This window comes from Kribbella sp. CA-253562 (genome assembly GCF_050942265.1).
Taxonomy (GTDB): Bacteria; Actinomycetota; Actinomycetes; order Propionibacteriales; family Kribbellaceae; genus Kribbella.
The window spans coordinates 4,854,174-4,880,282 of sequence record NZ_CP192049.1 but is presented as its reverse complement, the minus strand read 5'-3'; the positions used below and the strand labels follow the sequence as shown (position 1 = coordinate 4,880,282).

General features: G+C 70.6%; 22 protein-coding genes. 13 read left to right on the top strand and 9 right to left on the bottom strand.

Annotation, left to right across the window (positions count from 1 at the left end; genetic code table 11):
• The first annotated feature begins 50 nt into the window (after positions 1-50).
• A complete protein-coding gene (locus ACQPXM_RS23040) occupies positions 51-275 on the top strand; it encodes a DUF6458 family protein (RefSeq protein ID WP_077014231.1) in 225 nt (74 codons plus the stop codon).
• Positions 276-339: 64 nt separating this feature from the next.
• Here ACQPXM_RS23040 and ACQPXM_RS23035 read toward each other — a convergent pair whose 3' ends face one another.
• Positions 340-1,125, bottom strand: a complete 786-nt coding sequence (locus tag ACQPXM_RS23035) for an alpha/beta fold hydrolase (protein ID WP_432936454.1) — start codon at positions 1,123-1,125, stop codon at positions 340-342.
• 85 nt (positions 1,126-1,210) lie between these two features.
• Between ACQPXM_RS23035 and ACQPXM_RS23030 the strand changes: the two genes are divergently transcribed.
• The 5 genes from ACQPXM_RS23030 to ACQPXM_RS23010 all read left to right on the top strand — a co-directional run bounded on the left by ACQPXM_RS23030 (position 1,211) and on the right by ACQPXM_RS23010 (position 5,636).
• Positions 1,211-1,576 (top strand): response regulator transcription factor, encoded by a 366-nt coding sequence (locus tag ACQPXM_RS23030; RefSeq protein WP_432936451.1) that lies wholly within the window; start codon positions 1,211-1,213, stop codon positions 1,574-1,576.
• 105 nt (positions 1,577-1,681) lie between these two features.
• Positions 1,682-2,782 (top strand): sugar ABC transporter substrate-binding protein, encoded by a 1,101-nt coding sequence (locus ACQPXM_RS23025; protein WP_432936448.1) that lies wholly within the window; start codon positions 1,682-1,684, stop codon positions 2,780-2,782.
• A gap of 60 nt (positions 2,783-2,842) precedes the next feature.
• Positions 2,843-3,622, top strand: coding sequence for an ATP-binding cassette domain-containing protein (locus ACQPXM_RS23020; RefSeq protein WP_432936446.1), 780 nt, complete (start codon positions 2,843-2,845; stop codon positions 3,620-3,622).
• Positions 3,619-4,905 carry a sugar ABC transporter permease gene (locus ACQPXM_RS23015; protein ID WP_432936444.1) on the top strand — a complete coding sequence of 429 codons (1,287 nt, stop codon included), beginning with the start codon at positions 3,619-3,621 and terminating at the stop codon, positions 4,903-4,905. Before ACQPXM_RS23020 ends, ACQPXM_RS23015 begins: the two co-directional genes overlap by 4 nt.
• 179 nt (positions 4,906-5,084) lie before the next feature.
• Entirely contained in the window at positions 5,085-5,636 is a 552-nt protein-coding gene (locus tag ACQPXM_RS23010) for a sigma-70 family RNA polymerase sigma factor (RefSeq protein ID WP_432936442.1), read from the top strand.
• 96 nt (positions 5,637-5,732) lie between these two features.
• Here ACQPXM_RS23010 and ACQPXM_RS23005 read toward each other — a convergent pair whose 3' ends face one another.
• Both ACQPXM_RS23005 and ACQPXM_RS23000 read right to left on the bottom strand, forming a co-directional pair.
• Positions 5,733-7,172 (bottom strand): MFS transporter, encoded by a 1,440-nt coding sequence (locus tag ACQPXM_RS23005; RefSeq protein ID WP_432936440.1) that lies wholly within the window; start codon positions 7,170-7,172, stop codon positions 5,733-5,735.
• Positions 7,169-7,660 carry a copper chaperone PCu(A)C gene (locus ACQPXM_RS23000; protein ID WP_432936438.1) on the bottom strand — a complete coding sequence of 164 codons (492 nt, stop codon included), beginning with the start codon at positions 7,658-7,660 and terminating at the stop codon, positions 7,169-7,171. The genes ACQPXM_RS23005 and ACQPXM_RS23000 overlap by 4 nt, the downstream gene beginning before the upstream one ends.
• Positions 7,661-7,800: 140 nt before the next feature.
• On the opposite strand from ACQPXM_RS23000, the gene ACQPXM_RS22995 reads away from it, so the two are divergent.
• Positions 7,801-8,499 (top strand): response regulator, encoded by a 699-nt coding sequence (locus ACQPXM_RS22995; RefSeq protein ID WP_432936436.1) that lies wholly within the window; start codon positions 7,801-7,803, stop codon positions 8,497-8,499.
• A gap of 1 nt (position 8,500) precedes the next feature.
• Here the strand turns inward: ACQPXM_RS22995 and ACQPXM_RS22990 are convergent, their stop codons facing one another.
• On the bottom strand, positions 8,501-8,869 hold the full coding sequence (locus tag ACQPXM_RS22990; protein ID WP_432936434.1) for a response regulator: 369 nt from the start codon (positions 8,867-8,869) through the stop codon (positions 8,501-8,503).
• Positions 8,870-8,961: 92 nt separating this feature from the next.
• Between ACQPXM_RS22990 and ACQPXM_RS22985 the strand changes: the two genes are divergently transcribed.
• The 3 genes from ACQPXM_RS22985 to ACQPXM_RS22975 are packed head-to-tail and all read left to right on the top strand — an operon-like array spanning position 8,962 to position 14,283.
• Complete coding sequence (locus ACQPXM_RS22985) at positions 8,962-10,959, top strand: GAF domain-containing protein (protein ID WP_432936431.1); 1,998 nt, start codon at positions 8,962-8,964, stop codon at positions 10,957-10,959.
• 52 nt (positions 10,960-11,011) lie between these two features.
• Positions 11,012-13,096, top strand: coding sequence for a phosphate acetyltransferase (gene pta, locus ACQPXM_RS22980; RefSeq protein ID WP_432936429.1), 2,085 nt, complete (start codon positions 11,012-11,014; stop codon positions 13,094-13,096).
• Positions 13,093-14,283 (top strand): acetate/propionate family kinase, encoded by a 1,191-nt coding sequence (locus ACQPXM_RS22975; RefSeq protein WP_432936426.1) that lies wholly within the window; start codon positions 13,093-13,095, stop codon positions 14,281-14,283. Before pta ends, ACQPXM_RS22975 begins: the two co-directional genes overlap by 4 nt.
• A gap of 39 nt (positions 14,284-14,322) precedes the next feature.
• On the opposite strand, the gene qcrB is transcribed toward ACQPXM_RS22975, so the two are convergent.
• The 3 genes from qcrB to ACQPXM_RS22960 form a co-directional block, all read right to left on the bottom strand.
• Positions 14,323-15,951, bottom strand: a complete 1,629-nt coding sequence (gene qcrB, locus ACQPXM_RS22970) for a cytochrome bc1 complex cytochrome b subunit (protein WP_432936424.1) — start codon at positions 15,949-15,951, stop codon at positions 14,323-14,325.
• A gap of 156 nt (positions 15,952-16,107) precedes the next feature.
• Positions 16,108-16,785 carry a response regulator transcription factor gene (locus tag ACQPXM_RS22965; protein ID WP_432936421.1) on the bottom strand — a complete coding sequence of 226 codons (678 nt, stop codon included), beginning with the start codon at positions 16,783-16,785 and terminating at the stop codon, positions 16,108-16,110.
• A complete protein-coding gene (locus ACQPXM_RS22960) occupies positions 16,782-17,945 on the bottom strand; it encodes a sensor histidine kinase (RefSeq protein WP_432936418.1) in 1,164 nt (387 codons plus the stop codon). The genes ACQPXM_RS22965 and ACQPXM_RS22960 overlap by 4 nt, the downstream gene beginning before the upstream one ends.
• Before the next feature lie 152 nt (positions 17,946-18,097).
• Here ACQPXM_RS22960 and ACQPXM_RS22955 point away from each other — a divergent pair, with 152 nt between their 5' ends.
• Together ACQPXM_RS22955 and ACQPXM_RS22950 are read left to right on the top strand one after the other, a co-directional pair.
• On the top strand, positions 18,098-18,997 hold the full coding sequence (locus ACQPXM_RS22955) for an ABC transporter ATP-binding protein (RefSeq protein WP_432936416.1): 900 nt from the start codon (positions 18,098-18,100) through the stop codon (positions 18,995-18,997).
• Positions 18,994-19,800 carry an ABC transporter permease gene (locus ACQPXM_RS22950; RefSeq protein ID WP_432936413.1) on the top strand — a complete coding sequence of 269 codons (807 nt, stop codon included), beginning with the start codon at positions 18,994-18,996 and terminating at the stop codon, positions 19,798-19,800. Before ACQPXM_RS22955 ends, ACQPXM_RS22950 begins: the two co-directional genes overlap by 4 nt.
• A 53-nt stretch (positions 19,801-19,853) precedes the next feature.
• Here the strand turns inward: ACQPXM_RS22950 and ligA are convergent, their stop codons facing one another.
• Positions 19,854-21,848: an NAD-dependent DNA ligase LigA gene (gene ligA / locus ACQPXM_RS22945; protein ID WP_432936411.1), complete on the bottom strand. Its 1,995-nt coding sequence runs from the start codon at positions 21,846-21,848 to the stop codon at positions 19,854-19,856.
• Between the two features lie 94 nt (positions 21,849-21,942).
• On the opposite strand from ligA, the gene ACQPXM_RS22940 reads away from it, so the two are divergent.
• A complete protein-coding gene (locus tag ACQPXM_RS22940) occupies positions 21,943-24,633 on the top strand; it encodes a P-loop NTPase fold protein (RefSeq protein ID WP_432936409.1) in 2,691 nt (896 codons plus the stop codon).
• On the opposite strand, the gene ACQPXM_RS22935 is transcribed toward ACQPXM_RS22940, so the two are convergent.
• Entirely contained in the window at positions 24,622-26,088 is a 1,467-nt protein-coding gene (locus tag ACQPXM_RS22935) for a S8/S53 family peptidase (RefSeq protein WP_432936407.1), read from the bottom strand. The two genes, ACQPXM_RS22940 and ACQPXM_RS22935, sit on opposite strands and share 12 nt — an antisense overlap.
• Positions 26,089-26,109: the final 21 nt, after the last annotated feature.

Genomic DNA, 26,109 nt, shown 5'->3' with positions numbered 1-26,109 from the left:
GGCGCTCGCCGGAACGCGTCCGGGTAAGAGCACACTCGAGGAGGCGTGCGATGGGTATCGGTGCCGGAATCTTCCTGCTCGCGCTGGGCGGGATCCTGGCCTTCGCGGTCTCGGACCGGATCAGCGGGGTCGACCTGACGGCGGTCGGCTACATCCTGATGGGCGCGGGTGCGCTCGGCTTGGTGCTGGCGATCTTCCTGTCCAGCCGGAGCCGGACGAGTCACGCGGTGGTTCGCGAGGAACGCCTGGAGGACCCCCGCGATCCGCGGCTCTGAGTGAGACACCCGTCGTACGCCGGGGCAGCGTCCCGGCGTACGACGTTGCCTGAAGCACCTTTTGTCAGGGCCGCAGCGCGCCGAGCACGAACCTGGTGATCGTGCGGGGATGGGTGACGAACGACAGATGACCCGACGCGATCTCGATCGTGGCCGCCTTCATCCGCCGGGCGACGAACCGCTGGAGTTCCGGCGCGGTCGTGCGGTCCTCGGTGGTGATCACGTAACGGCTCGGTTTGGTCTGCCACGCCGCGACGGTGGTTTTCGTGGCGAACAGATCCTGCGCGACCCGCCCCTGCGCGGCGTACAGGGCGCGGGCGCGGACCGGGTCGACACCGTTCGCGAAGTCGTTCAGGAACGCGTCCTCGGTCAGACCACCGAAGCCGTTGCTGTAGACCAGCCCGGCGTTCGCCGGCGGCGTGGGGAAGCGGGCCGCGAGGGCCCGGTAGTCCTCGCCGGGCGCCGGGGCGCGCGCCGACAAGTAGACCAGCGAGTCCACCGCGGGATGGTCTCCGGCCTGAGTGATCACGCTGCCGCCGTACGAGTGCGCGACCAGCACGGTCGGGCCGTCCTGGGCGTCGAGCGCGCGCCGGGTCGCGGCGACGTCGTCGGCCAGGGAGGTCAGCGGGTTCTGCACGGAGGTCACGGTGACCCCCGCGGCCTGCAGCCGGGGGATGACGTCGGACCAGCACGAGCCGTCGGCGTACGCGCCGTGCACCAGTACGACGTTGCGGATGCGCCGGCCGGGTGCGGCGAAAGCGGTGCCGGGGGCAACGACTGCTGTCACGCCCGTCGTGGCGGCGAGTGCGGTGAACGCCCGGCGACTGAGGTGGGTCGGTTTGTTGGTCACCCGTTGATCATGCCGGTCCGCGCACCCCGGAAGGACTCCCGCTAGCAGGAATGATCGCCGGCCTGGCTGGTGTGAGAGTGGGCTGATGGTGAGCTGTCTGATCGTCGACGACAACGCCGGATTCCTGGTGGCGGCGGCGAGATTGCTGCAGGGGCAGGGAATGGTGGTCACGGGAACGGCGACCACCGGCGCGGAAGCGTTGCGGCTGCTGGGGCAGTTGCTGCCCGACGTCGTGCTCACCGACATCGATCTCGGCCAGGAGAGCGGACTCGAGCTGGCCGAACGGCTGGACCGGGCGGCGCCGGCGGCCGTCATCCTGATCTCGACGCATTGCGAGCAGGACTACCGCGACCTGATCGCCGCGAGTCCGGCGGTCGGGTTCCTGCCGAAGTCCGACCTGTCGGCCGGCGCGATCGAGCGGTTGCTCGCCGGGTTTGCAGATGCCGGGTAGCGCGAGTTCCCACTAGCGGGAAGCCAAGATGGGCACTTGCTGCGACGCCCCGGCGTCCGGTGCGGCGGATCCTGAACCTGACCAAGGTTGAGGAAGGACGCACTGATGCGAACGACATACCGAACCGCCCTCGCGGTGGCCGGCATCGCCGGCCTGCTGCTGGCCGGCCTGACCGCTTGCGGCAGCGGCAACACCAACTCCTCGGGCAGCGCGGCGCCCGCCAACACCAAGGTGGGCATCCTGCTCCCGGACACCGCGTCCTCGCCACGCTGGGTCTCCGCGGACCCGACCGTGCTCAGGCAGCAGTGCACCGCCAGCAAGCTCACCTGCTACATCGACAACGCCAACGGCAGCGCGACCACCCAGCAGTCGCAGGCCCAGGCGCTGATCAACGCCGGGGTCGGCGTCCTGATGGTCGTGAACCTCGACCCGGGGTCCGGCAAGGCGATCGAGGCGCTGGCCCAGCAGCACAACGTGGTCACCATCGACTACGACCGGCTCACCACCGGCGGCACCGCGTCGTACTACGTCTCCTACGACAACGTGAAGGTCGGCCAGGACCAGGGCACCGCGCTGACCCAGTGTCCGGAGGTGAAGGGCAAGAGCTCGGTCGGGTACGTCGAGATCGACGGCGCGGCCACCGACAACAACGCCACCCAGTTCGCGCAGGGCTACAACTCGGTGCTGTCCAAGCAGCCGGGCTGGACCAAGCTCGCCGACCAGAGCGGCAACTGGGACGCCGCGACCGCGCAGACGGTGTTCACCACGATGCTCGGCCAGCACCCCGGCCTCAACGCGGTGATGGTCGCGAACGACACGATGGCGCAGTCGGTCATCAACGTGCTGAAAGCGCAGGGTCTGGCCGGCAAGGTCGCGGTCTCCGGGCAGGACTCCACGGCCGGCGGCCTCGACAACGTGATGGCCGGCACGCAGTGCTTCACGATCTACAAGCCGGTCGCGGGGGAGGCGCAGGTCGCGGTCAAGCTGGCCGCGCAGATCCTGGCCGGCCAGAAGCCCGCCGCGCCGACGACCGTCAAGGACCCGACCACCGGCCGGGAGGTTCCGGCGTACCTGGCCGATCCGACGGTGATCACCAAGGCGAACGTCGCGCGGCCGGTGAACGACGGCTACCTGACCGCCGCGTCGGTCTGCCCGACCAGTGCGCTCGCCAAGCTGTGCGCGGCCAACGGCATCAAGAACCCGTGATCCAGCCGGTGGGGCCGGCCTCGCCGGCCGGCCCCACCTTCGACAGAACAGGTGGCAGTCATGAGTAATCCCACGCTGGAACTGCGCGGCGTCGACAAGTCGTTCGGTCCGGTGCACGTGCTGACGGCGGTGGACTTCACCGCGACCGCCGGCGAGGTGACCGCGCTGGTCGGCGACAACGGAGCCGGCAAGTCGACGTTGGTCAAGTGCATCGGCGGCATCCACCGCGTCGACGCGGGTGAGCTGATTCTCGACGGTACGCCGCGCAGCGTGCTCGACCCCCGCGAGGCCGCCCAGCTCGGCATCGAGATCGTGCACCAGGACCTCGCGCTGTGCGACAACCTGGACATCGTCCAGAACATGTTCCTCGGCCGCGAGCGGATCTCCCGGCTGCGCACGCTGGACGAGAACGGGATGGAGAAGCTGGCGCGCCAGACGCTGGCGTCGTTGTCGGTCCGCACGGTCCACTCGGTCCGTCAGCGGGTGTCGAGTCTGTCCGGCGGCCAGCGGCAGACCGTGGCAATCGCCAAGTCCGTGCTGTGGCAGTCGAAGGTCGTCGTACTCGACGAACCGACCGCCGCGCTCGGCGTCGCCCAGACCGCGCAGGTGCTCGACCTGGTCCGCCGGCTGGCCGACCAGGGGGTCGCGGTGATCCTGGTGTCGCACAACATGAACGACGTGATGAAGGTCGCCGACTCGATCGGCGTGCTGTTCCTCGGCCGGATGGCCGCGCAGGTCAGGCGCCAGGACGTGACCCAGACCCAGGTGGTCGAGCTGATCACCACCGGCCGCTCCGGCGACCTGGGGCTGCCCGAGCAGGAGCCGGGGGCGGCCGCATGAGCGCGCAGACCGGCGACATCGTCGAGCAGTACCAGCCGGAGCTCGGCGACCCGGGCGAGGAAGCGGCGTCGGTTGCGGCGTACGCGAAGGACTACCTGGCGCGAGTACGGGGCGGCGAGCTCGGCTCGATCCCCGCGCTGGCCGGGCTGATCGTGATCACCGGGGTCTTCGCCGTTGTGCACCAGGGCTTCCTGAGCGCGTACAACCTCGAGGCGCTGGTGATCCAGGCGGCGCCGATCATCGTGATGGCGATGGGCCTGATCTTCGTGCTGCTGCTCGGCGAGATCGATCTGTCGGCCGGTACGACGGGTGGCCTGTGCTCGGCCATCCTCGCGGTGCTGATGCTGCGGCACGGCGTGAGCTGGGCGCCGGCGCTCGTGATCGGGCTCGCCGCCGGCGTGCTGATCGGGCTGGGCATGGGCTGGCTGCGCGCGCGGGTCGGCATCCCGTCGTTCGTGATCACGCTGGCGACGTTCCTGGCGTTCCAGGGCGTCACGCTGATCCTGGTCGGCGGTCAGGGATCGGTGAACCTGCCCGACGGCTCGCCGCTGATCAAGCTGGAGAACGGCTTCGTCCCGATCTGGCTCGGCTGGACGCTGCTGGCGGTCTTCGTCGCCGGGTACGCCGCGATCAAGGTGAACGACGCGATCGGGCGCCGCCGCGACGGGCTCGGCCATGCGCCGTACACGGTGATCGCGGCGAAGGTCGTCGTACTGGCCGCGCTGGGAGCGGTGTTCACCTACGAGATGGGGGTGAACCGGAACCTGTCGACGAACGCGTTCTTCAGCAACAAGGCGCAGGGCATGCCGTGGGTGGTGGTCCTGCTGGTGGTCCTGTACGTCGCCTGGCACTTCGTGCTCACCAGGACCCGGTACGGCCGGCACCTGTTCGCCGTCGGGGGCAACGAGGAGGCGTCCCGGCGAGCCGGGGTGGTCGTGTCCCGGATCCGGATCTCGGCGTTCGCGATCTGCTCCGGGATGGCCGCGGTGTCGGGCGTGGTCGCGGCGTCGTTGCTGCAGTCGGTCCAGTCGAACGCTGGCGCGGGCAACACGCTGCTGCTGGCGGTCGGCGCGGCGGTGATCGGCGGCACCTCGCTGTTCGGCGGGCACGGGCGGATGATCGACGCCGTGCTCGGCGGTCTGGTCGTCGCGGTCATCACGAACGGCATGAGCGACCTGATCCAGGGCGCGAACTCCGCCGGCTACGAGTGGGTGGTCACCGGTGCGGTCCTGCTGCTGGCCGCGGGGTTCGACGCGGTGGTCCGCCGGGGGCGTACCGCTTAGCCATCCCGAGAACGGCGCCGGGGCGCCGGGGGCGTGTTCCGGCGCCTCCGCGTTCCGGCGTCTCGGCGTACCTGCCGCGGTGTTCCTGCCAGCAGGTACACCGAAGGTACGGTCAGCCGGTCCAGGGGTTGGGTGCTCACGTCGACGACCTGGCCGCGGATCCGAACGATGCTGCAGGTATGGACATCCCGAATCGCACCGAGGACCTGAGGGCCCGTTTCGAGGCCGAGGTCGTCCCGCTGCATCCCCGCCTGTACTACGCCGCGCTGCGGCTGGCCGGCAACCCCGCCGACGCCGACGACCTGCTGCAGGAGACCTTCCTGCGCGCGTACGTCGGCTTCGCCGGTTTCCGCCCCGGCACCAACCTGAACGCGTGGCTGCACCGCATCCTGCGCAACGCCTTCATCAACGGCTACCGCCAGCGGCTGCGCCGCCCGGTCGTCGTGCCCGAGGAGGCCAGCCAGAGCACCTCGCTCGGCCGAGCCGAGGTCGAGCTGTCCGCCGAGTCCACCGTGGTCGACGCGATGCCCGACGAACGCCTGCAGCAAGCCCTGTCGTCGCTGCCCGAGCGCTACCGGCAAGTGGTCCTGCTCTGCGACGTCGACGGCTTCAGCTACAAGGAGATCGCCGCCATCGTCGGCGCACCCCTCGGCACCGTCATGTCCCGCCTGCACCGCGGCCGCAAGGCCCTGCGCGAGCAGCTGCGCCCAGCCCTTCCGCTGGCCGCCTAGTCCGGCGAACAGGCTTGGCGTGAGAGGTTCGGCCCGCTCCGACGCGGGGGCGGCGCTGGTCGACTACGTTCTCGGAGCGGCGGCGCTGCAGGCGGGTCAGCGGCGGCGGTTGTGCAGGAGGTCGGCGGTGGCGATGGCGAGGGCGACCAGCATCAGGGCGGACGCGCACAGGATCGTGTCCGAGACCGTGGTGGCGTAGTTGTGGCCGGAGCTGGTGAGGATTCGGTAGAAGATCGTCGCCAGTACGGCGGTGCCGATGGCTCCTCCGACGCGCTGGGCGGTTTGGAGTGCACCGCCGGCGGCGCCTGCCATCCGAACGGGCACGTTCTCCAGTGACAGCGTGATGTTGGGTGACGTGACCAGGCCGCCGCCGATGCCGGCCACCAGGAGGGGGATGGCGACGACCCACACGGCGTTGTCGCCGCCGTGGTGGCGCAGGAGCAGGGCGGTGACGGCCAGACCGACAGCGGTGGCGACGAGGCCTGTGACCGTGAGGGCGCGGCCGAGGCGGGTCACCAGCCGGCCGGCGATTGCTGCCGACGCGGCGACGCCGAGTGCGAAGGGTGTCACCGCCAGGCCGGAACGCAGGGGCGAGTAACCGAGGCCGTCCTGGAAGAACAGCGCGAGCACGAGCCAGATCCCGGTGAAGCCGATGAAGTAGACCATGCCGATCAGCGACCCGGCGGCGTACCCGGGAGTGCGCACCAGGCGTGGGTCGAGCATCGGTTCGTGCCCGCGGCGTACGGTGCGGATCTCCCACCAGGCGAACGTGGTCAGCAGTACCACGGCGGCGACGAACAGCCACCAGTCGTGGGCGAATCCCTTGCTCTCGGCATCTACCAGCGGGAGCAGCAGGCTCAGTACCCCAGCGCCCAGCAGGAGGCTGCCGACCAGGTCCAGCCGGACGCCGCGGCGATGACCACCGAGGCCGGCCGGTACGAGCTTCGCCGCGAGCACGAGAGCCAGTACGCCGATCGGCACGTTGATGTAGAAGACCCAGCGCCAGGCGTCCGCACCGGAGATCAGCGTGATGATCAGACCACCCGCCACCGGGCCGGTCGCCGTCGCCAGGCCCACGGTGGCGCCGAGTACGCCGAACGCTCGGCCGCGCTCCGCTCCGTCGAACAGCTCCTGGATGAGCCCGGAGTTCTGCGGGATCAGCATGCCGCCGGCGACGCCTTGGAGCAGCCGGGCGGCGATCAGCAGGCCGATGGTCGGCGCCGCCCCGGTCAGCGCGCTGGTGACGACGAACGCGGCGAGGGCGATCATGAACATCCAGCGGCGGCCGAACGCGTCGCCGAGGCGACCCGCCGGGACCAGCGCGAGGCCGAAGGCGAGTGCGTAGCCCGAGACGACCCACTGCGCACTGGCCGCGTGGACGTCGAGCCCTCGTTCGATCGACGGCAGGGCGACGTTGACGATGCTGACGTCGAGCAGCGCCATGAACGCGGCGAGCTGGCTGACCGTCAGCGCCCGCCAGCGTCCGGGAAAGCGCTCGGTGCCGGGGACCGCCGTACCGTCTTCTGGCGCGCTCATCGCGCGGGCAGCTGGCCGGCTGCCACCTGGAACGTCACGGGCGCGGCGTTCTGGAACGTCAGCGTCACCGGGAACCACTCCCCGGGCCGCAAAGCCCGGCGGAAACCGTGCAACTCCACCCCGGTCGTCAACTCCAGGTCGCTGTCCGCACCAGCGGGAAGCGCGATCCGCGCGACGTCCCGACCGTCCTGGACGAAGGACGCACTCCGAGCGACGGGAGTCGAGACGCCGACCAGTGCGTCGGCGGTGGTCGCGGACTCGTTGGTCAGCGACAGCCGCAGGGGAGCGTCCGCGCCGGCGGTGAGTCCGTGCGGCGCGTCGACCCAGCTGTCGTCGATGACCACGTGCCCGGTGACGGCATCGGTTCCGCCGCCCGGGAGGTCCTGGTACGGGTCCGGCGTGGAACAGCCGGCCAGCATCCCGACGGCCAGCAGCGCCGGTAACAGGAAGGGCAGGCGGCCGATCGTCCGGCGACTCGGCATCTTCATCAGCGGGTCCTCGTCGTGAGTGAAAGTTGTCTGATTCAACGGTCCCGCTCCGGCGCCGCGTTGTCGCCGTGGTCAGCGGCCATCGGGGATTCCTGCTGGCAGGAAAGCCGGGCGGCCGGGCAGCGGGCATACTTTGTGCCATGACCACGGATCCGCCTGCCCACCGCCCGGATCGCGACGACGGTACGGCGGCAGCGCGCGTGCTGCTGGTCGAGGACGACGTCCTGCTCCGCGAGGGACTCGCCAGCCTGCTCGAACGGTCCGGCTTCGAGATCGTCGGCCAGACCGGCGACAGCGCCTGGATCCTGCCGCTGGTGCGCGAGCTCCGGCCGGACCTGGTCGTGATGGACATCCGGATGCCGCCGACCAACACCACCGAGGGCCTGGACGCCGCCCGGGAGATCCGCAAGGAGTTTCCCGACACCGGCATCCTCGTCCTGTCGGCGCACGCCGAGGTCGAGCACGCGATGGAGCTGCTGGCCACCGGTCAGAGCATCGGCTACCTGCTGAAGAGCAGGGTGACCGACGTCGAGGAGTTCATCGCGACGCTGCACCGGATCGTGCGCGGCGGTTCGGTGATGGACCCCGCGTTGGTGCAGGAGCTGGTCACGGCCCGCCGGCGCAACGACCCGCTGGCCGAGCTCAGTCCGCGCGAGCGCGAGGTGCTGGCGCTGATGGCCGAGGGCCGGTCGAACGCCGGGATCGCCCGGGCCCTGTGGGTGACCGAGGGCACGGTGGAGAAGCACGTGCGGCACATCCTGGCCAAGCTGAGCCTGCCCGAGACCGACAACGACCACCGCCGGGTGCTCGCCGTGGTGACGTTCCTCGAGACCCGCTGAGTCAGGCCGCGCGCGCGAGCACGGCCCGGATCGCGTCGGCCGACAGCCCGGTCTTGGGCAGGAACCCGGCCACCGGGCTGTCCGCGATCAGGTCGGCGAAGTCCTCCTCGGCGTGGGTGGAGATCAGGATCACCGAGGACGGCGTCAGCGGCCCGTCGCCGGTCAGCCGCCGGACCACGTCGAAGCCGCTCTGCGCGCCGAGGTGGATGTCGACCAGCGTGACGTCCGGCGTCAGCTCGGCGGCGTACCGCAAGGCCTCGTCGCCACTGGTCGCCACGGCGACGACGTCGAAGCCTTCGCGTTCCAGCAGGCCGCGGGCAGCCGCCAGGAACCGGGGACTGTCGTCGATGATCAGGCAACGCAACGTCATGGCACCAGCATGGCAACAACCGCGGCGGCCCGGCATTCTGGCTACCTGTACCTTCTCGGCCGCGGCGCACGGGCCCAGGTCATACTTCAGCCATGGCGACAGTGAGCGGTGCGGACGTTCGGTGGCCGGTCAGACTGCTCGCCAGCGCGGCGATGGTGGCCGTCGTGACCGGTGCCGTCCTGCTGCTCAGGTCGCACGTCCCGGTCCTCAGCCTGCTGGTGCTCTATCTCCTGGCCGTGCTCCCGGTCGCGATCTGGTGGGGCGCGCGGCTCGCGGCGGTCACGTCGCTGGTCAGCGTCACGGTGTTCGTCCTGCTCGTGCCGCCGGTGGGCTCGCTGCTGGTCGCCGACTCACGGGAGATCGTCGCCCTGGTGGTGTTCCTGGTGACAGCCGTTGTCGTGGGCAACTTGGCGGCCCGGTCGCGGCAGTCGGCGCTGGAATCGGCCCGGCTCACCGAGGAGCAGTCGGCGCTCCGGCGGGTCGCCACGCTGGTCGCGGAGTCGAGCTCCCAGTCCACCGTCTTCGAGGCAGTGACCCGGGAGGTCGGCCGGCTGTGCGGTGCCGATCTCGCCCGGATGGAGCGCTACGAGCCGGACGGGACCGTGACCGGTGTGGCGGCCTGGAGCCGGGTGCCGGACCAGCTCGCCGTCGGCACGCACTTCGCGCTGGACGGGCTGAGCGTCGCCCGTGAGGTACGCCGGGCCGGCGGGCCCGTGCGGCTGGACAGCTTCGCCGGCGCCACCGGCGAGATCGCGCGGGAGGCCCTGACGCTCGGGATCCGTTCGTCGATCGGCTGCCCGATCGTGGTGAACGGCCGGTTGTGGGGTGTGATCGCCGCGTCGACCAAGAGCGACGATCCGTACCCGGCGAAAACGGAGTCCCAGATCGCCAGCTTCACCGAACTGGTCGCGACCGCCGTCGAGAACGCCGAGGCGCGCGGTGAGCTGCGCCGGATGGCCGACGAGCAGGCGGCGCTACGACGGGTCGCGACGCTGGTGGCCCGTGCGGTGGCGCCCGATCTGGTGTTCGCCGCGGTCGCCCGGGAGGTCGTTCAGCTGGTCGGCGCGGACACCGCGGCGATTCTGCGGTTGGACTCCGACGGGCTGGCGACGCTGGTGGCCACGCACAGTGCGAGCGAGCAGGAGATGCTCGCGACCGGGACCCGCTGGAAGCCGGAGCCGCCCTCGCCCACCGCGACGGTGCTCGCCACCGGCGGTTCGGCCCGTCTCGACCTGGACTCCCCGTCACCGGCCGACCAACCCGACTTCGTGCGCCTGGAGGGCGTCCGGTCGGCGGTCGCGACGCCGATCATCGTCGAGGGCCGGTGCTGGGGCACGATCAGCGTGGCCTCCCGCCGCGACCCGTTCCTGCCCGCCACCGAGCAGCGGCTGGCCGAGTTCACCGAGCTGGTGGCGACCGCGATCGCGAACGCCGAGGCCCGGACCAAGCTGACCCAGTCGCGGGCGCGCATCGTCGCCACCGCCGACGAGACGCGGCGCCGGATCGAGCGCGACCTGCACGACGGGGCCCAGCAACGGCTCGTCTCGCTCGCGCTCAACCTCCGAGGCACCCAGAGCACGGTGCCGGCCGAGCTGCCGGAGCTGGGAGAGAGCATCGGCCAGGCGGTCGTGGATCTGCAGGAGGTACTCGAGGAGCTGCGCGAGATCTCCCGCGGTATCCACCCCGCGATCCTGTCCGAGGGCGGTCTGGCCCTGGCGCTGCGCGCGCTCGCCCGGCGTTCGGCCGTCCCGGTCGAGCTGCGGCTCGAGATCACCTCGCGGTACCCCCAGGCGGTGGAGGTCGCGGCGTACTACGTGATCTCCGAGGCGGTCACCAACACGACCAAACACGCCAAGGCGAGCTATGTCGAGGTCGGCGTCGAGGAGCGCGACGGCGCCCTCCGGCTGCGGGTCCGCGACGACGGCGTCGGCGGTGCCGAACCGCAGCAGGGCTCGGGCCTGATCGGCCTGCGCGACCGGGTCGAGGCGCTGGCCGGCTCGATCGACATCAGCAGTCCGGTCGGCGAGGGCACGGTCATCGAGGTCGCCCTCCCGGTCGAACGCGTCGAACCACACACCGACCCGAGCTGACCCGTCAGGCGGGCCCTGAGCTTGCCGGCGGGGGACTCGTTAGGGTTCTGGCATGGGGAGCAGCGTGTACGTCGCGTCCGTGGAGGGTTCCACCGGGAAGTCGACGGTGGCACTCGGGGTGTTGCAGCAGCTGTCGCGGCGGGTGGGACGGGTCGCCGTGTTCCGCCCGATCGTGCGGCCGGACACCGCTCGGCACGGTGGACGGGACTATGTGCTGGACCTGTTGATCGCGCACGACGCGGTCGACCTGGCGTACGAGGACTGCGTCGGCGTCACCTACGACGAGGTGCACGACGATCCCGCGGCCGCGCTGGACGTGATCGTCCGCCGGTACCACGCCGTGGCCGAGCGGGCCGACGCCGTACTGGTGGTCGGCAGCGACTACACCGACGTCGGTACGCCGACGGAGTTCTCCTACAACGCGAAGATCGCGGCCAACCTCGGTACGCCGGTCCTGCTGGTGCTCAACGGATTCCGGCGCAGCACGGACGACCTGCGGGCGATCGCGGACCTGTCCATCGCCGAGCTGGCCGCCAACCACGGGGCTCTTGCCGCGGTGCTGGCCAACCGGGTCGGGCCCGAGGACCTCGACCGGGTCGTCGACGCGCTGGCCGGCGTCGGCGTACCGGCGTACGCGCTGCCGGAGGAGCCGGTGCTGAGTCAGCCGACTCCGGCGGACCTGCTGGAGGCGATCGCCGGGCGGATGCTGAGCGGCGATCCGGAGTTGCTGTCGCGGGAGGTCACCGGGCTGGTGGTGGCCGGGATGACGATGCCGAACGTTCTGGACCGGCTGTTCGACGGTGCGGCGGTGATCACGGCGGCGGATCGGCCGGAGGTCGTGCTCGGCGTCCTGATGGCGCACGCCTCGCGGACGTTCCCGCAGATCTCCACGATCGTGCTCAACGGTGGGTTCACGTTGCCGCCCCAGGTGCAGCGGCTGATCGAAGGACTCGGGGTCACGCTGCCGATCCTGGAGACGGATCTGGACACCCAGGCGGCATCGGCGGCGCTGACCGCGGTCCGCGGGCGGCTGACCAAGGACTCGCCGCGCAAGATCGACACGGCGCTGGCCTTGTTCGAGCAGCACGTCGACAGCCAGGCATTGCTGGACCAGCTCGCGGTGGCGCGCAGCGGCGCGGTGACGCCGTTGATGTTCGAGCACCAGCTGATCGACGCGGCGGTTGCCGACCGCAAGCACATCGTGCTGCCGGAAGGTGAGGAGGAGCGGATCCTGCGCGCGGCCGACGTCCTGCTGCGGCGTGGTGTGGCCGACCTGACGCTGCTCGGTGACCCGGTCGCGATCAGTGCCAAGACGGCCGAGCTCGGCCTCGACCTGTCCGCGGCGCAGGTCGTCGACCCGGACAACGACCCGCTGGCCGAGCAGTTCGCCGCGGAGCTGCACAGGTTGCGGCAGCACCGCGGCGTCGACCTGGATCGCGCCCGCGAACTGGTCAAGGACGTCTCGTACTTCGGCACGATGATGGTCCAGCTCGGCCTGGCCGACGGCATGGTGTCGGGCTCGGTCCACACCACCGCACACACGATCCGGCCGGCGCTGGAGATCGTCAAGACCGTGCCGGGGGTGTCGGTCGTGTCCTCGGTGTTCTTCATGTGCCTGCAGCACCAGGTCCTCGTGTACGGCGACTGCGCGGTCAACCCGGACCCGACCGCGGAGCAGCTGGCCGACATCGGCATCTCGTCGGCCGCGACGGCGGTTGCCTTCGGCATCGAACCGCGGGTCGCGATGCTGTCGTACTCGACCGGCACGTCCGGCACCGGCACCGACGTCGAGAAGGTGTCGAAGGCCACCGCGATCGTCCGCGAGCGCGCGCCCGAGCTGCTGGTCGAGGGCCCGATCCAGTACGACGCGGCGATCGACGCCGCCGTCGCCCGGACCAAGCTGCCGGAGTCGCCGGTGGCCGGGCGGGCGACGGTGTTCATCTTTCCCGACCTCAACACCGGCAACAACACGTACAAGGCGGTGCAGCGGTCGGCGAACGCGGTCGCGGTCGGGCCGGTCCTGCAGGGTCTGCGCAAACCGGTGAACGACCTGTCCCGGGGCGCGACCGTCCGGGACATCGTCAACACGGTGGCGATCACCGCCCTGCAGGCCCAGCAGGGGGAAGGCAACCGATGAGTGACCACGTCCTGGTGATCAACGCGGGCTCGTCCTCGCTGAAGTACAGCCTGATGGACGCCGGCTCCGGCGAGGCGGCCGCCGACGGGCTGATCGAACGCATCGGCGAGAGCGAGGGTCACCAGAAGCACCGCGGCCCGGACGGCGAGACCGAGAGCTCCGACCCGATCGCGACGCACGAGGACGCGTTGCGCGCCGCCCTCAAGGCGTTCGAGACCCACGGCCCGTCGCTCGACGACGTGGACCTCGCGGCCGTCGGTCACCGGGTCGTGCACGGCGGGTCCCGGTTCGGTGCTCCGAGCCTTGTCGACGACGCGTTGATCGCGGAGGTCACCGAGCTCGTGCCGCTCGCGCCACTGCACAACCCGGCCAATCTGGAGGGCATCGAGGTCGCGCGCCGGCTGTTCCCGGACCTGCCGCAGGTTGCCGTGTTCGACACGGCGTTCCACCAGACGCTGCCACCGCACGCCTACACGTACGCCGTACCGTCGGAGTGGCTGGAGGAGCACGGTATCCGCCGATACGGTTTCCACGGCACCTCGCACTCGTTCGTCTCCGAGCAGGCGGCGCGGCGGCTCGGGCGCGACCTCGCCGAGGTGAACCTGATCGTGCTCCACCTCGGCAACGGCTGCTCGGCGTCGGCGGTCCGGGGTGGGCAGTCGGTGGAGACGTCGATGGGTATGACGCCGCTCGAAGGCCTGGTGATGGGCACCCGCTCCGGTGACCTCGACCCGGCGATCCACGGTCACCTGGCGCGCGAGCTGGGCTGGTCCGTCGACGAGATCGATCGCGCGCTCAACTCCAAGTCCGGGCTGAAGGGCCTGGCCGGCGAGAACGACTTCCGTGAGCTGTCGGGGTTGCGGGCCTCCGGCAACGAGCGCGCCCAGCTGGCTTTCGACGTCTACTGCCACCGGATCAAGAAGTACGTCGGCGCGTACTACGCCGTGCTCGGCACGGTCGACGCCATCGTGTTCACCGCGGGGGTCGGTCAGCACTCGGCCGACGTGCGCGCCGCGTCCCTCCAGGGTCTTGAACGCCTCGGTATCCGGCTCGATGCCGACCGCAACGCCGAGCCGGGGGAGACGGGCGTCGTGTCCGCGGACGGCAGCGAGGTCGCCGTCCTGGTGATCCCGACCAACGAGGAGTGGGAGATCGCCCGGCAGGCGCTGGCCGTCGTCCGGGGCTGAGTCAGGCCGAGTGCGGCGCCGACCTCCGCGGTCGACGCGTCAGCTCGCCTCGGGTGGGCCGCCGGATCCTCGGGACCCGCTGGCGTCGAGCTCGCGCGGCTTCGGGTCGCGCGGCGCCGGGTTCGATACGTCGTGCGCGAAGTAGAACCGGGAGAGTGCCGCGCGGATCCGGTCCCGGCCGCGACGTGGTGCGACCACCCCGTTGTCGTCGATGGCCGGGCCCAGCTCGAACGGCGTCCGGTCCTCCCGCGCGGTCAGCGTGTAGGCCTCGTACGGCGAGATCGGGGCGTGCTTCTCGGCGTACTCGCCGTCGGGGGAGCGGGTGATGACACCGGTCTCCAGGCCGTGCAGCACGCGCTCGCGGTCGGCGCGTTGCAGTGAGATCGCGATCCGGCGGGTGATCCAGAACGCCAGCACCGGACCGGCGAAGATCAGCACCCGGCACACCCAGGTGATCGCGTTGATCGACAGGTCGAAGTGGGTGGCGACCAGGTCGTTGCCGCTGTTCAGCCACAGGACGCCGTAGAAGGTGATGATGCCGGCGCCGATCCCGGTCCGGGTGGGCACGTTGCGCGGCCGGTCGAGCAGGTGGTGCTCGCGCTTGTCGCCGGTGATCCACTGCTCGAGGAACGGGTAGAGCGCGACGAAGCCGATGAACAGCGGCGGCATCAGCAGCGCCGGTACGACGACGTTCCAGCTGATCGTGACGCCCCAGAACTCGGACTCGATGCCGGGCATCAGGCGAACGGCGCCGTCCAGCCACGCCATGTACCAGTCGGGCTGGGAGCCGGCGGTCACCTCGGCCGGGTTGTACGGGCCGTAGAGCCAGACCGGGTTGATCTGCAGCAGCGCGCCCATCAGCGCGAGCACGCCGAACACGACGAAGAAGAAGCCGCCCGCCTTCGCGGCGTACACGGGCAGCAGGGGGTAGCCGACCACGTTCTTCTCGGTCCGGCCGGGACCGGGGAACTGGGTGTGCTTGTGGTAGACGACCAGCATCAGATGCACGGTGATCAGCGCGAGCAGGATGCCCGGGATCAGCAGCACGTGCACGGTGTAGAACCGCGAGACGAAGTCGTCCCCGGGGAACTCGCCGCCGAAGATGAAGAAGCTCAGCCAGGTCCCGATCACGGGCGAGGCCAGCACGAGGCCTTCGGTGATCCTCAGTCCGGTGCCGGACAGCAGGTCGTCGGGCAGGCCGTAGCCGATGAAGCCCTCGACGATGCCGAGGAACAGCATCAGGATGCCGATCACCCAGTTGAGTTCGCGCGGCTTGCGGAAGGCGCCGGTGAAGAAGATCCGCAGCAGGTGCACGCTCATCGCCGCGACGAACAGCACCGCGGCCCAGTGGTGGATCTGGCGCATCAGCAGCCCGCCGCGGATGTCGAAGGAGATCCGCAGCGTCGACTCGTAGGCCTCGGACATCGCCAGGCCCTTGAGCAGGCTGTACGAGCCCTGGTACTCGACCTCGGCCATCGACGGCCTGAACCACAGCGTCAGGAAGACGCCGGTGAGGATCAGGACGACGAAGCTGTACAGCGCGATCTCGCCGAGCATGAACGACCAGTGGTCGGGAAAGACCTTGCGCAGGTTCTTCTTGCCCAGCTTGGCGATCCCGAGTCGCTCGTCGGCCCAGCGTACCGGCGCCGGAAGCTGCTGCTGCGCCATCGGGGTCACCTCGATCCTCGGGCCGGCCGGCGCGGGGTGCGCCTGGTCAACTTATGCGTAAGTTATGCATAGCGGGGATCGTCTGTAAAGCGCTGCCCGGGGGCCAGGCGGGAGCTTGCACAAGTTCGGGCCGTGATCCGGGCTTGACCGGTGCGCTCAGAGCAGGCCGGCGTCGTGCACGCGGTTGGCGACCTGGACCCGATTGGTGGCTTCGAGCTTCACCATGATGCGCGAGACGTGCGCCTTGACGGTGGCCATGCTCAGGTAGAGCTGCTCGGCGATCTCGGCATTGACCTTGCCCTCGCCGACCGCGACCGCCACCTCGCGCTCGCGGGCGGTCAGGGTGCCGGTCAGCGACTGGGCCCGGCGTACGCGCTCCGGGGCCGGTTCGTCGTTGCCGAGCCGCGCGATCAGTCGAGCGGTCACGCTGGGGGAGAGCGTGTGGTCGCCGCGGGCTACTTGGTGCACGGCCTCGATGATCTGCGCGGGTGGGGTGTGCTTGAGCAGAAAGCCGCTGGCCCCGCCGCGTAGGGCGCGCAGTACGTGGTCGTCGGCGTCGAACGTCGTCAGCACGATCACCTTGGGGCGCGGGGCGGGCTGTCCCATCAGCCGGGCCAGTGCGTCGAGACCGTCGAGGCGAGGCATCCGGATGTCCATCAGGACGACGTCGGGCGCGACCCGGGCGATCAGGTCCAGCCCCGGCTCACCGTCGTCGGCTTCGCCGACGAGCTCGATCGCCGGCGCGTCGCGCAGGATCATCCCGAGCGCGGCACGCACCAGCGCGTCGTCGTCGACGATCACGACCCGGACCGGCGCGCGCCCCGGGTCGTTCATGCCGGCCACGGCAACCAGGCGCGGACGACGAAGTCTCCGTCGGACCGGGTGTGCTCGAGGCGGCCGCCGATGAGTTCGGCGCGTTCGGTCAGGCCGAGCAGGCCGAGTCCCGAACCGGGCGGCGCACCCGCCGGCGCGCCGAGCCGCAGCGGATTGCGGACCTCGAGCGTCAACTGCCCGCCCGGCCTGCCGTCGAGGGTGACGTCGACGGCCGTGTCCGGTGCGTGCTTGCGGGCGTTGGTCAGGCTCTCCTGGATCATCCGGTACGCGCTGCGACCGAGTGCGTCCGGCGCCGTTCCCAGGTCGTCGATCCGGTTGTGCAGCCGGATCTTCGTTCCCGAGCCCCTGGCTTCGTGGACCAGCGCCGGGAGGTCGACCAGCGTCGGTTGCGGACGCTCCGGCGGCGCATCGGTCTCGAGCGTCCGCAGAACGCCCAGGATGTCGTGCAACTCGTCCAAGGCCCGATGCGCGCTCTGCCGGGTCACGGCGGCCGCTTCGGCCACCTCGTCGTCGCTCAGATTCCGGCAGTACTCCAGCGCACCCGCGTGCAGCGCGACCAGCGACAGCCGATGGCCCAGGGCGTCGTGCATCTCCCGGGCGATCCGGGCCCGTTCGGTGAGCTGTGCCTGCGCGACGCGCTGCCCCTGCTCGCGTTCGGCCCGGTCCGCCCGTTCCTGCAGCGTGGCCAGCAGGTCGCGGCGCGCGCCGACGTACATGCCGGCGGTGATGATCGCGCCCACGAAGACCGCCGTGACGAGCAGCGAGATCGGCAGCTGCGCCCGGCCGGGCTGGATCTCGAAGTACACGACGGAGGCGACGACGTTGACGACCGCCACCGGCACGATCTCCTGCCACTTTCGCCGGGTGGCCAGCGACACAGCGGTGACAACCACGGCGCCGGCCGCGGCGTCGGCGATGCCTCCGACGGCGCCGACGACCAGCGCGACCGCCAGTGGGTACCGCCGCCGCCAGCGCATCAGCACGATGCTGACGACGCCGATCAGCAGATCGACAGCCAGGAACGGGCGGAAGTCCCAGGTGCCGGAGTCGTAGAAGGCCGCCGTCCAGAAGCCGGCGCCGCAGACGACGGCGAAGCCGTAGCGCCACATCGACTGCCGACGGCTCAGCGGAGGTGGTGGCTCAGCTCGGAAGGCGTCCACCGTGTTCACGGTACGGGAGCCAGGGCGTTCAGGGCAGGGACCGCGGTATCGGGTGACCCCCTACCGCGGTCTGGACAGGCCTGGGCCCTGGTTCGCGGAGACTGGCTCCGCGACCGATGTGCCGGGTCGGCGCGCAGGCGCAGGCTCGACCCATGATCACCGTCGAACAACTCAGCAAGCGCTACGGCGCTCACCAATCCGTCGACCGGGTGTCGTTCCAGGCCAGACCCGGATCGGTCACCGGGTTCCTCGGTCCCAACGGGGCCGGCAAGTCGACCACCATGCGGATGATGACCGGTCTGACCCGGCCGTCCGCGGGCCGCAGCACGATTCTCGGCGTCCCGTACGACCGGCTGCCCAACCCGGGGCGGCACGTCGGCGTTCTGCTGGACGCCTCCGCGCAGCACACCGGACGGACCGGCCGCGAGATCCTGCGCCTGGGCGCCACCGTGATGGGTCTGCCCCGGCGGCGGGTGGACGAGCTGCTCGAGACCGTCGGGCTGTCCGCGGACGAGGGCGATCGCCGGGTCGGCAACTACTCGCTGGGCATGCGGCAGCGGCTCGGCATCGCGCACGCGCTGCTCGGCGATCCGCAGGTGCTGATCCTCGACGAACCCGCCAATGGACTCGACCCGGCGGGCATCCACTGGATGCGCGGACTGCTCAAGGGCTTCGCCGACCGCGGCGGAACCGTGCTGCTGTCCTCGCACCTGCTGCACGAGATCGAGGTCGTCGCCGACCACCTCGTGGTGATCGGCCGCGGGGTGATCGTTGCCGACGGCAGCAAAGCCGAGCTCCTGAAGGCGGCCGGCACCCTGGTTCGCGGACTCGATCCCGAAGCGTTGCGCCGCTGCCTCTCCCTGGCCGGCTTCCCCTACCGGACGAACCCCGACGGCGGGTACGTCGTCGAGGCGACTCGCGAGCAGATCGCGGTAGTCACCGCGAAGCACGGCGTGGTCGTCACCGAGTTGCGGGCCGCGGACGGCGCCGGACTCGAAGAGATGTTCCTGCAGCTCACCACCAACGACGCCCGGGAGAAGGTCACCGCATGAGTACCGCGACCCGCCACGTACCGCTTCACATCGACGCGACCCCGGACCCGAGCGTGACGGCCGTTCCCTTCAGCCGCCTCTTGCGCGTCGAGCTGCGCAAGCTCGTCGACACCCGCGCCGGTTTCTGGCTGCTCGCCGCCATCGGCGTCGTCACCATCGCCGTCGTCACGGTCTTCTTGTTCGTCGCCGACCCGGAGCAGCTGACGTTCCTCAACTTCGTCGGGGTGACCGCCACGCCGCAGAGCATCCTGCTCCCGGTGCTCGGCATCCTCGCGGTCACCGCCGAGTGGAGCCAGCGCACCGGGCTGGTCACCTTCACCCTCGAACCGAGCCGGGGCCGCGTCGCGGTGGCCAAGCTGGTCGCCGTGACGCTGGTCGGTCTGCTCGCTGTGGTCGTCGCGCTCGGCGTCGCGGCGCTGAGCAACGTGGCCGGCACGGTGTTGCTGGACGGTGCCGGAACCTGGGACTTCGAGGCCGCCAACGTCCGGGACTTCTTCGCCCTGCAGCTGATCGGCCTCGTCCAGGGCTTCGCCTTCGGCATGCTGCTGATGAACACCGCCGCCGCGATCGTGCTGTACTACGTGATCCCGATCGCGTGGAGCGTGCTGTTCTCGATGGTGGGCGCGCTGGACGAGGTCGCGCCCTGGCTCGACCTCAACACCGCGATGACCCCGGCGCTCGAGGGACGGACCTTCCAGGGCGGCGACTGGGCGCACATCGCGGTCGCCGGGACGATCTGGGTGCTGCTGCCACTCGGCTTCGGTCTGCTGCGGCTGCTTCGCCGCGAGGTCAGGTCCGCCTGATCAGCCGACCGCGGAACCAGGCCGCCGAACCCCGGCTCCTCACCGCAGGCACCTCACAGCGAGATGCCGGCGGCGAAGAGCTGGGGCCAGATCTCGGACTGGTCGACCACCTGGACGTCGAGCTTCTCGGCCTTGGTGAGTTTGGCGGCACCGACGTCCGCGCCGGTGATCAGCAGGTCGGTGCCGGCCGAGACCGACGAGGCGATGGTGGCGCCGGCGCGTTCGCACAGTCGCTGGAAAGCAGGACGCGGGACCTTCTCGCCGGAGCGGGGGTCGCTGATGGCGCCGGTGACGACCACGGTCTTGCTGGCCAGCGGTGCGCCGGCGGCGACGACCGGGGGCAGGTCTTCGTCGAGTACGTCGAGGGACACGCCGGCCGCGCGCAGGCGTTCGAGCTCGGGGCGGAGGCGGTTGAGGTGCTCGACCAGGGACGCGGCGACCTTCGGGCCGATGTCGTCCACGGCGACCAGCCCCTCCTCGCCGGCGTCGGCGACCTCCTCCAGCGAGCCGAAGCCCGCGCGGCAGAGCCGGGCCGCGGTGCCCTCGGAGGCCATCGGGATCGCGAGCCCGATCAGCGCCCGGCGCAGTCCGACCTGGCGGCTGGCGTCGATCGACTCGATCATCCGGGCGGCCGACACCTCGCCGATGCGGTCGAACTCGAGCAGCCGTTCCTTGGTCAGCTGGTAGAAGTCCGAAGGGTTCTCCAGGATGCCCGCCTCGGCCAGGCGCTCGATCCAGACCCCGCCGATCGCGTCGATGTCGGCCGCCGCGCGAGAGGCCCAGTGGATCAGCCGTCGTACGGTCTGGGCCGGGCAGGAGACGTTGGTGCAGAACAGTTCGCGGCTGTTGCCTTGCTCGGTGAGCGGCTGTCCGCACGACGGGCAGTGGGTGGGCGGCACGATGTCCTGCTCCGCGCCGGTGCGCTGGGAGGCGTCGAGCACGCCCGCGACGAACGGGATCACGTCGCCGGCCCGGCGGACCAGGACCGTGTCGCCGATCTTGATGCCGCGGGCCCGGATCACCTCCTGGTTGGCCAGCGTCGCGCGGGTGACTGTCGTACCGCCGACGAACACCGGCTCCAGCCAGGCGACCGGGGCGATCTTGCCGGTCTTGCCGACGTCCCAGACGACGTCGGCCAGCACGGTGGTCTTCTCCTCGGCGGCGAACTTGTACGCCAGGGCGCCGCGCGGCGAGCTCGACCTGGTCCCGGCCGCGGCGAACGCGTCCCGGTCGGCCAGCCGCAGGACGGCGCCGTCGAGGTCGTAGTCCAGCTCGTTGCGCTGCTGCTCGATCTCGGTGATCACGGCCTGCGCCGCGGCCGCGTCGTCGCAGTGCCGCATGTCGGCGACGGCGAACCCGAGCGTGCGCAGCGCGCGGTCGAGGTCGGAGTCGGTGCTGTCAGGGTCGGTGTGCAGATCGAAGGCGAGGAACTGCAGGCGGCGCTCGGCGACCGTGGCCGGATCTTTCGCCCGCAGCGTCCCGGCGGCGGCGTTGCGCGGGTTGATCAGCGGCTTGTCCGGGTGGGCGGCGTTGTAGGCGGCGAAGGTGGAGCGCAACATGACGGCCTCACCTCGCACCTCGACCCGGCCCGGAGCGTCGACAGTGGCCGGTACGCCGTCGGCCAGCGCACGGACCAGGGGAGTCACGTCGTCACCGGTCGTGCCGTCACCTCGGGTGATCGCCCGGACCAGCCGGCCGTCCTCGTAGACCAGCGCCAGCGACAGCCCGTCGAGCTTCGGCATGACCACCACGGACCGGCCGGGGAACCGGTTGAAGAACGCCTCGACCTGCTCCGGACGCGTCGCCTTCTCCAGCGACAGCATCGGCCGCGAGTGCCGGACCGGCGCGTGCAGGACGGCGGGCGCGCCGACCTGGTCCAGCGGATTCGGATCCGGTGTCAGCTCCGGGTTCTCCGAGATCAGCGCGCGCAGTTCGTCCTCGATCGCGTCGTACTCCGCGTCCGCCACGGCCGGCGCACCCCGGTAGTAGGCGTCACGCAGCTGCACGATCCGGTCGGCCAGTTCCTCAATGCGTTCCCCAACGTCCACGACGAGGACGCTACCGCCCGCGGGGGACAAACGGCGGTCATTGCCTGCTCAGGCGGCGCTGGGCGTCGTATCGTGACGAGTGGGGGTGGGGGCGATGTCTCAAGCGTCGGGTGGGAGTCCGTCCGGGCGATCGGCGTCGTTCGCCGGTGCGTTGCGGTGGGCGGAGGCGTCGGCGGCGCTGCGGGGTGCCGGACGTCCGGTGACGGAATCGGATCTGTTCCTCGGCACGCTGCTCGCGCATCCCGACCCGGACGGCGAGATGCGCCGCCTGATCGGCCACTTCGGCCTCACCGCCCGCGATTTGCTGCCCGACGACTTCCCGAAGATCACGCTGGAGAGCCTGCGTCACGCGGCCGCCACGGTCGGCTCCCAGAGTCCCGGCTCGCAGGACGAGCAGGTCTACCGGATCACCGTCGCGGCCGACCGCCTCGCCGGCAGCCGCCGCCCGCCAATGCTCGCCGACCTGGTGGGTGCCCTGCTGACTGAGTCGCAGACCTTCCGCCAGGCGCTGCAACGCCCGCTGGACCGCTTCGGGTTCTCGGTCGGCAGCCTCGCCGATCAGTACCGGGCTTTCCTGCGCGAGCTGAACCCGCGCGACGAGGTTGCCGGAGCGAAGCTCGGTGAGTGGCTGGCCCGGACTTTCCCGCGCCGGCCGGCCAGTCTGGCCGGGTTCAGCAGTGACGTGGTCGACCCGACGGCCGACTTCGTCGATGTCAGCATCGAGGCCGACGCCTTCGCGTACCTGATCTCGTCGCGCACTCTCGTGCCACCGCTGGCGATCGGTCTGTTCGGCCAGTGGGGCAGCGGCAAGAGCTTCCTGATGGCCAAGATCCGGCACCGGATCCAGCAGCTCAACACCTTGGCGGCGTCCAGCGCGCAGGCTGCTCCTGCGGTCTGGCCGAACGTGGCGCACATCGAGTTCAACGCTTGGGAGTACGTCGAGACCAACCTGTGGGCCGCCCTGCTGGACAAGATCTTCGACGAGCTGAGTCCGGCGGCACGCCAGACGTTGTCGGATCTGAGGCGGGCCGGGATCCAGCAGCAGCTGGACACCAAGAAAAGCGAGGTCAGCAAGGCGGACCGCGCGCTGGAGGGCTCGCAGGTCGCCGAAGCGAAGGCGGCTGACGCCGTTCGAGCGGGGCAGCAACAGCTCGACGCGGTCGAGCGGACGACCGGGGAGCTGCGGGAGAGCATGATCGCCGGTGAGCTCGAATCCGTCGCCCGGGTGACGCTGGTCGAGACGGTGGTTGCCGCGGGCAAAGACACGCTCGGCGCGGAAGCGACCAGGGCGGTGACCGACGCGGTGGACGACGTACGCCGCGCCGTGGTCGCGACGCGGACCAGTCCGTGGTTGCAGAAGAGGTTCTGGACGGCCAAGCGCGTCGGCTACGTGACCCTGGCGGCGGTGGCGGTACCGGTCGTCGCGTTCGTGCTGGATCTGCTGTCGGCTCCACCGCTGACGAGTGTGGCGGCGAGTGTCGCCGCTGTTGCTCCGTTGGCGGCGCTGGGCCTCAAAGCGATCGCCGATTTCACCACGCAACAGCAGGCGGCCCTGGCGGACGCCGAGCGCCGGGTCGACGAACAGCTCGCGGCGGCCGTCACCAAGGCGAAGGAAGAGCTGGTCGCGGCCGGCAAGGAGCTCCGAGCGAAGCAGGAGGCTGTGGAGCTGGCCAGAACGGCGGCCGAGCAGGCTCACCGCGAGCAAGTCGAGCTGGAGGAGCAACGAGAAGCAGCCACGGCCGGGCGAGTCCTGGCGGACTTCCTGGCCGATCGCGAGGCCAGCGACGACTACCGCAGTCAGCTGGGGCTGATCAGCAAGGTTCGTCAGGATCTGCAGGATCTCGCCGAACTCACCGCCGAGTTCAACCAGGAGACGCCGCGGGCGAAGGGCGGTCCGCCGAACCGGATCGTGCTGTACATCGACGACCTGGATCGGTGTCCGCCGCGCAAGGTGGTCGAGGTCCTCGAGGCGGTACACCTGCTGCTCTCGTTCCCCCTGTTCGTGGTGGTCGTCGCGGTGGACACGAGGTGGCTCACGTCGGCGCTGCACGACGCGCTGCCCGCCCTCGACCAGAAGCCCGGCGAGGCACTGACGGAGCAGCCGAAGGCGATGGACTACGTGGAGAAGATCTTCCAGATCCCCTTCTGGGTGGAGGACCTCGACGACGACGCCCGGCGCCGGCTGTTGCGCGGTCTGCTGCTGCCGTCGGTGGCGGCTCAGCCGATCGATGCCGGCGGCGCGGGCAACACCCTCCAGGTCGGCCGGCGCGAGGAAGAGCTGGTCACCGCGATGCTGACCGACTACGGCAGCTGGCTCGACGTCGATGCCAGGCACCTCGCGCTGAGCGTGGACGAACTCGCCTTCATCGAGTCGCTCGCGCCGCTGATCGGTGCGACGCCCCGCCGGGTCAAACGCTTCGTCAACATCTGCCAGCTGCTGCTCGCGATGGCGCCGCCGCTGTCCGCGGAAGGTGACCAGCCGACCGAGCGGATGGCCACCTGTTTCATGGCGGCGGTGCACGAAGGGTCTCCCCGGTTGGCGAGCCGGCTGGCCGCGAGCCCGCCCTCCGGTGCCGCCTCGACGCTCAGCACGAGCCTGACCGCGCTCGGGGCCGATGAGCTGACCGCGGAGCGAGAGCGGGTGCGGACCTGGCTGCGGAAGTACCAGGAGCTGCATCCGGCGACGGCGAAAGCGTTCGAGCTGACCCCGATGAGCCGGTTCCTCGTCCGGTTCGACCTGATTCGCCGGCTGACCTTCGAGACCGGCCCTGGTTCAGTCGTTTGAGTACGGCGAAGGGCCGGAGCCACAGATCTGATGGGGGAACAGCACCGGCCCGATCCCCGGTGCTGCCTGGCTGCGGGCGAACCGCAGGACGGCGTCGGCCGCGAGTGGAGCGTTCTCTCCGGTCCCGGACATCCGGGCCGCGATCATGCCGGCCACCAGCGGAGTCGAGAACGACGTACCGCTCCAGTTCGCCAGGCCGTCGAAGTGCCGTTGTCCGTAGGGCGCGTCGACACAGGTGTAGTCGCCGGTGCCGAAGGCGTTGACCAGGTCCTCGCCGGGCGCGTAGACGTCGACCCAGTGGCCGTAGTTCGAGAAGTGCGCCCGGCGGTTGCCGTCCGCGGACAGCGCGCCCACCCCGATCACCCACGAGTACGCCGCCGGGAACGTCGGCAGATGCGTGTCGTCGTTGCCGGCCGGAGCGACCACGACCACGTTCACATGCCGCAGCCGCCGGTCGTGGAAGGCGTTGAAGGTGTGCATCGGCAGATGCAGCCGGGTGGCGCCGTCGAACTCGCAGACGATCACGTCGGCGCCGAGGTCGAGCAGATCGCTCATCCGCCGGATGATCTCGTGCTCGTAGGCCATCCCGGCATGGAGACGGAAGTCGATCTCCCGGGCCCGCTTGACGCAGACCTCCGCCTTCGGCGCCGTACAGCGCACGCAGCCGGCCACGAAGGTGCCGTGGCAGGCGTAGGGCCCGATCACGCCGGTGGGAGGCGCGGCCGGATCGGGATCGCCGTACACGCCTTGCATCCACGGCCACTGGTGAGTCGTGGCCTCGACCAGACCGCTGTCGACGACACCCACCAGTACGCCGCGGCCGTCCCACCCGGGCTGACCGCAACAGATGCCGTCGCTGACCGGGGGGACCGGGCTCATCGAGCTGGACGGCACCTCGCTCGGCTCGGCCGCCGGGCACGGGTGACCGTTGCCGCACAACGCCAGCGCGTGGTCAGGCGTCGCCTTGCCGACGCCGACCACCTGGTCCAGCCGGGCCAGGACGCTCGGCGTCGACAGCGCGTCGCTGTCGTCGTACTGGCCGTCGGGCCGGCCGCCGAATTCCTTGCCGCCGTACATCCCGGGCCGCCCGGCCTTCACCGCCGCGTTCGTCCGGCCGTAGCGCCAGACCAGACCGGTGACGCCGTCGATGACGGGCAACCGGTCGATCGCCACGTTCTCGGGAATGATCGGTCCCTCGGGCACCGGCTCCTCGGCGGCGCGCTGGTCGACCAGCGGCGGGTCCTCGCGGAGCGCGCTGACGACCAGGTCGACGTCCTCGGTGCGGACGAGGATCGTGTCGCGGCGGTAGAAGTAGTCGGCCCGGCCGACGGTCTCCCAGTCGTACGGGTGCACGGCGGTGGTGCCGTACCATCGCTCGCTGACCTCACCCGATTCCTTGTCCGGGTCCTCCAGGATCAGGCGTAGCGCGTCCTTGAGCCGTTGGTCCGCTGACATCTCGGTTCCCTTCTCGGTGCT

Coding starts and splice junctions, on each gene's coding strand:
- ACQPXM_RS22955 (WP_432936416.1), top strand. CDS start 18,098: ATGATCACCGTCGAACAACTCAGCAAGCGCTACGGCGCTCACCAATCC.
- ACQPXM_RS23020 (WP_432936446.1), top strand. CDS start 2,843: ATGAGTAATCCCACGCTGGAACTGCGCGGCGTCGACAAGTCGTTCGGT.
- ACQPXM_RS23030 (WP_432936451.1), top strand. CDS start 1,211: ATGGTGAGCTGTCTGATCGTCGACGACAACGCCGGATTCCTGGTGGCG.
- pta (WP_432936429.1), top strand. CDS start 11,012: ATGGGGAGCAGCGTGTACGTCGCGTCCGTGGAGGGTTCCACCGGGAAG.
- ACQPXM_RS23005 (WP_432936440.1), bottom strand. CDS start 7,172: ATGAGCGCGCCAGAAGACGGTACGGCGGTCCCCGGCACCGAGCGCTTT.
- ACQPXM_RS23000 (WP_432936438.1), bottom strand. CDS start 7,660: ATGAAGATGCCGAGTCGCCGGACGATCGGCCGCCTGCCCTTCCTGTTA.
- ACQPXM_RS22935 (WP_432936407.1), bottom strand. CDS start 26,088: ATGTCAGCGGACCAACGGCTCAAGGACGCGCTACGCCTGATCCTGGAG.
- ACQPXM_RS23015 (WP_432936444.1), top strand. CDS start 3,619: ATGAGCGCGCAGACCGGCGACATCGTCGAGCAGTACCAGCCGGAGCTC.
- ACQPXM_RS23010 (WP_432936442.1), top strand. CDS start 5,085: ATGGACATCCCGAATCGCACCGAGGACCTGAGGGCCCGTTTCGAGGCC.
- ACQPXM_RS22990 (WP_432936434.1), bottom strand. CDS start 8,869: ATGACGTTGCGTTGCCTGATCATCGACGACAGTCCCCGGTTCCTGGCG.
- ACQPXM_RS23025 (WP_432936448.1), top strand. CDS start 1,682: ATGCGAACGACATACCGAACCGCCCTCGCGGTGGCCGGCATCGCCGGC.
- qcrB (WP_432936424.1), bottom strand. CDS start 15,951: ATGGCGCAGCAGCAGCTTCCGGCGCCGGTACGCTGGGCCGACGAGCGA.
- ACQPXM_RS22940 (WP_432936409.1), top strand. CDS start 21,943: ATGTCTCAAGCGTCGGGTGGGAGTCCGTCCGGGCGATCGGCGTCGTTC.
- ACQPXM_RS22975 (WP_432936426.1), top strand. CDS start 13,093: ATGAGTGACCACGTCCTGGTGATCAACGCGGGCTCGTCCTCGCTGAAG.
- ACQPXM_RS22995 (WP_432936436.1), top strand. CDS start 7,801: ATGACCACGGATCCGCCTGCCCACCGCCCGGATCGCGACGACGGTACG.
- ACQPXM_RS22965 (WP_432936421.1), bottom strand. CDS start 16,785: ATGAACGACCCGGGGCGCGCGCCGGTCCGGGTCGTGATCGTCGACGAC.
- ACQPXM_RS22985 (WP_432936431.1), top strand. CDS start 8,962: ATGGCGACAGTGAGCGGTGCGGACGTTCGGTGGCCGGTCAGACTGCTC.
- ACQPXM_RS22950 (WP_432936413.1), top strand. CDS start 18,994: ATGAGTACCGCGACCCGCCACGTACCGCTTCACATCGACGCGACCCCG.
- ACQPXM_RS23040 (WP_077014231.1), top strand. CDS start 51: ATGGGTATCGGTGCCGGAATCTTCCTGCTCGCGCTGGGCGGGATCCTG.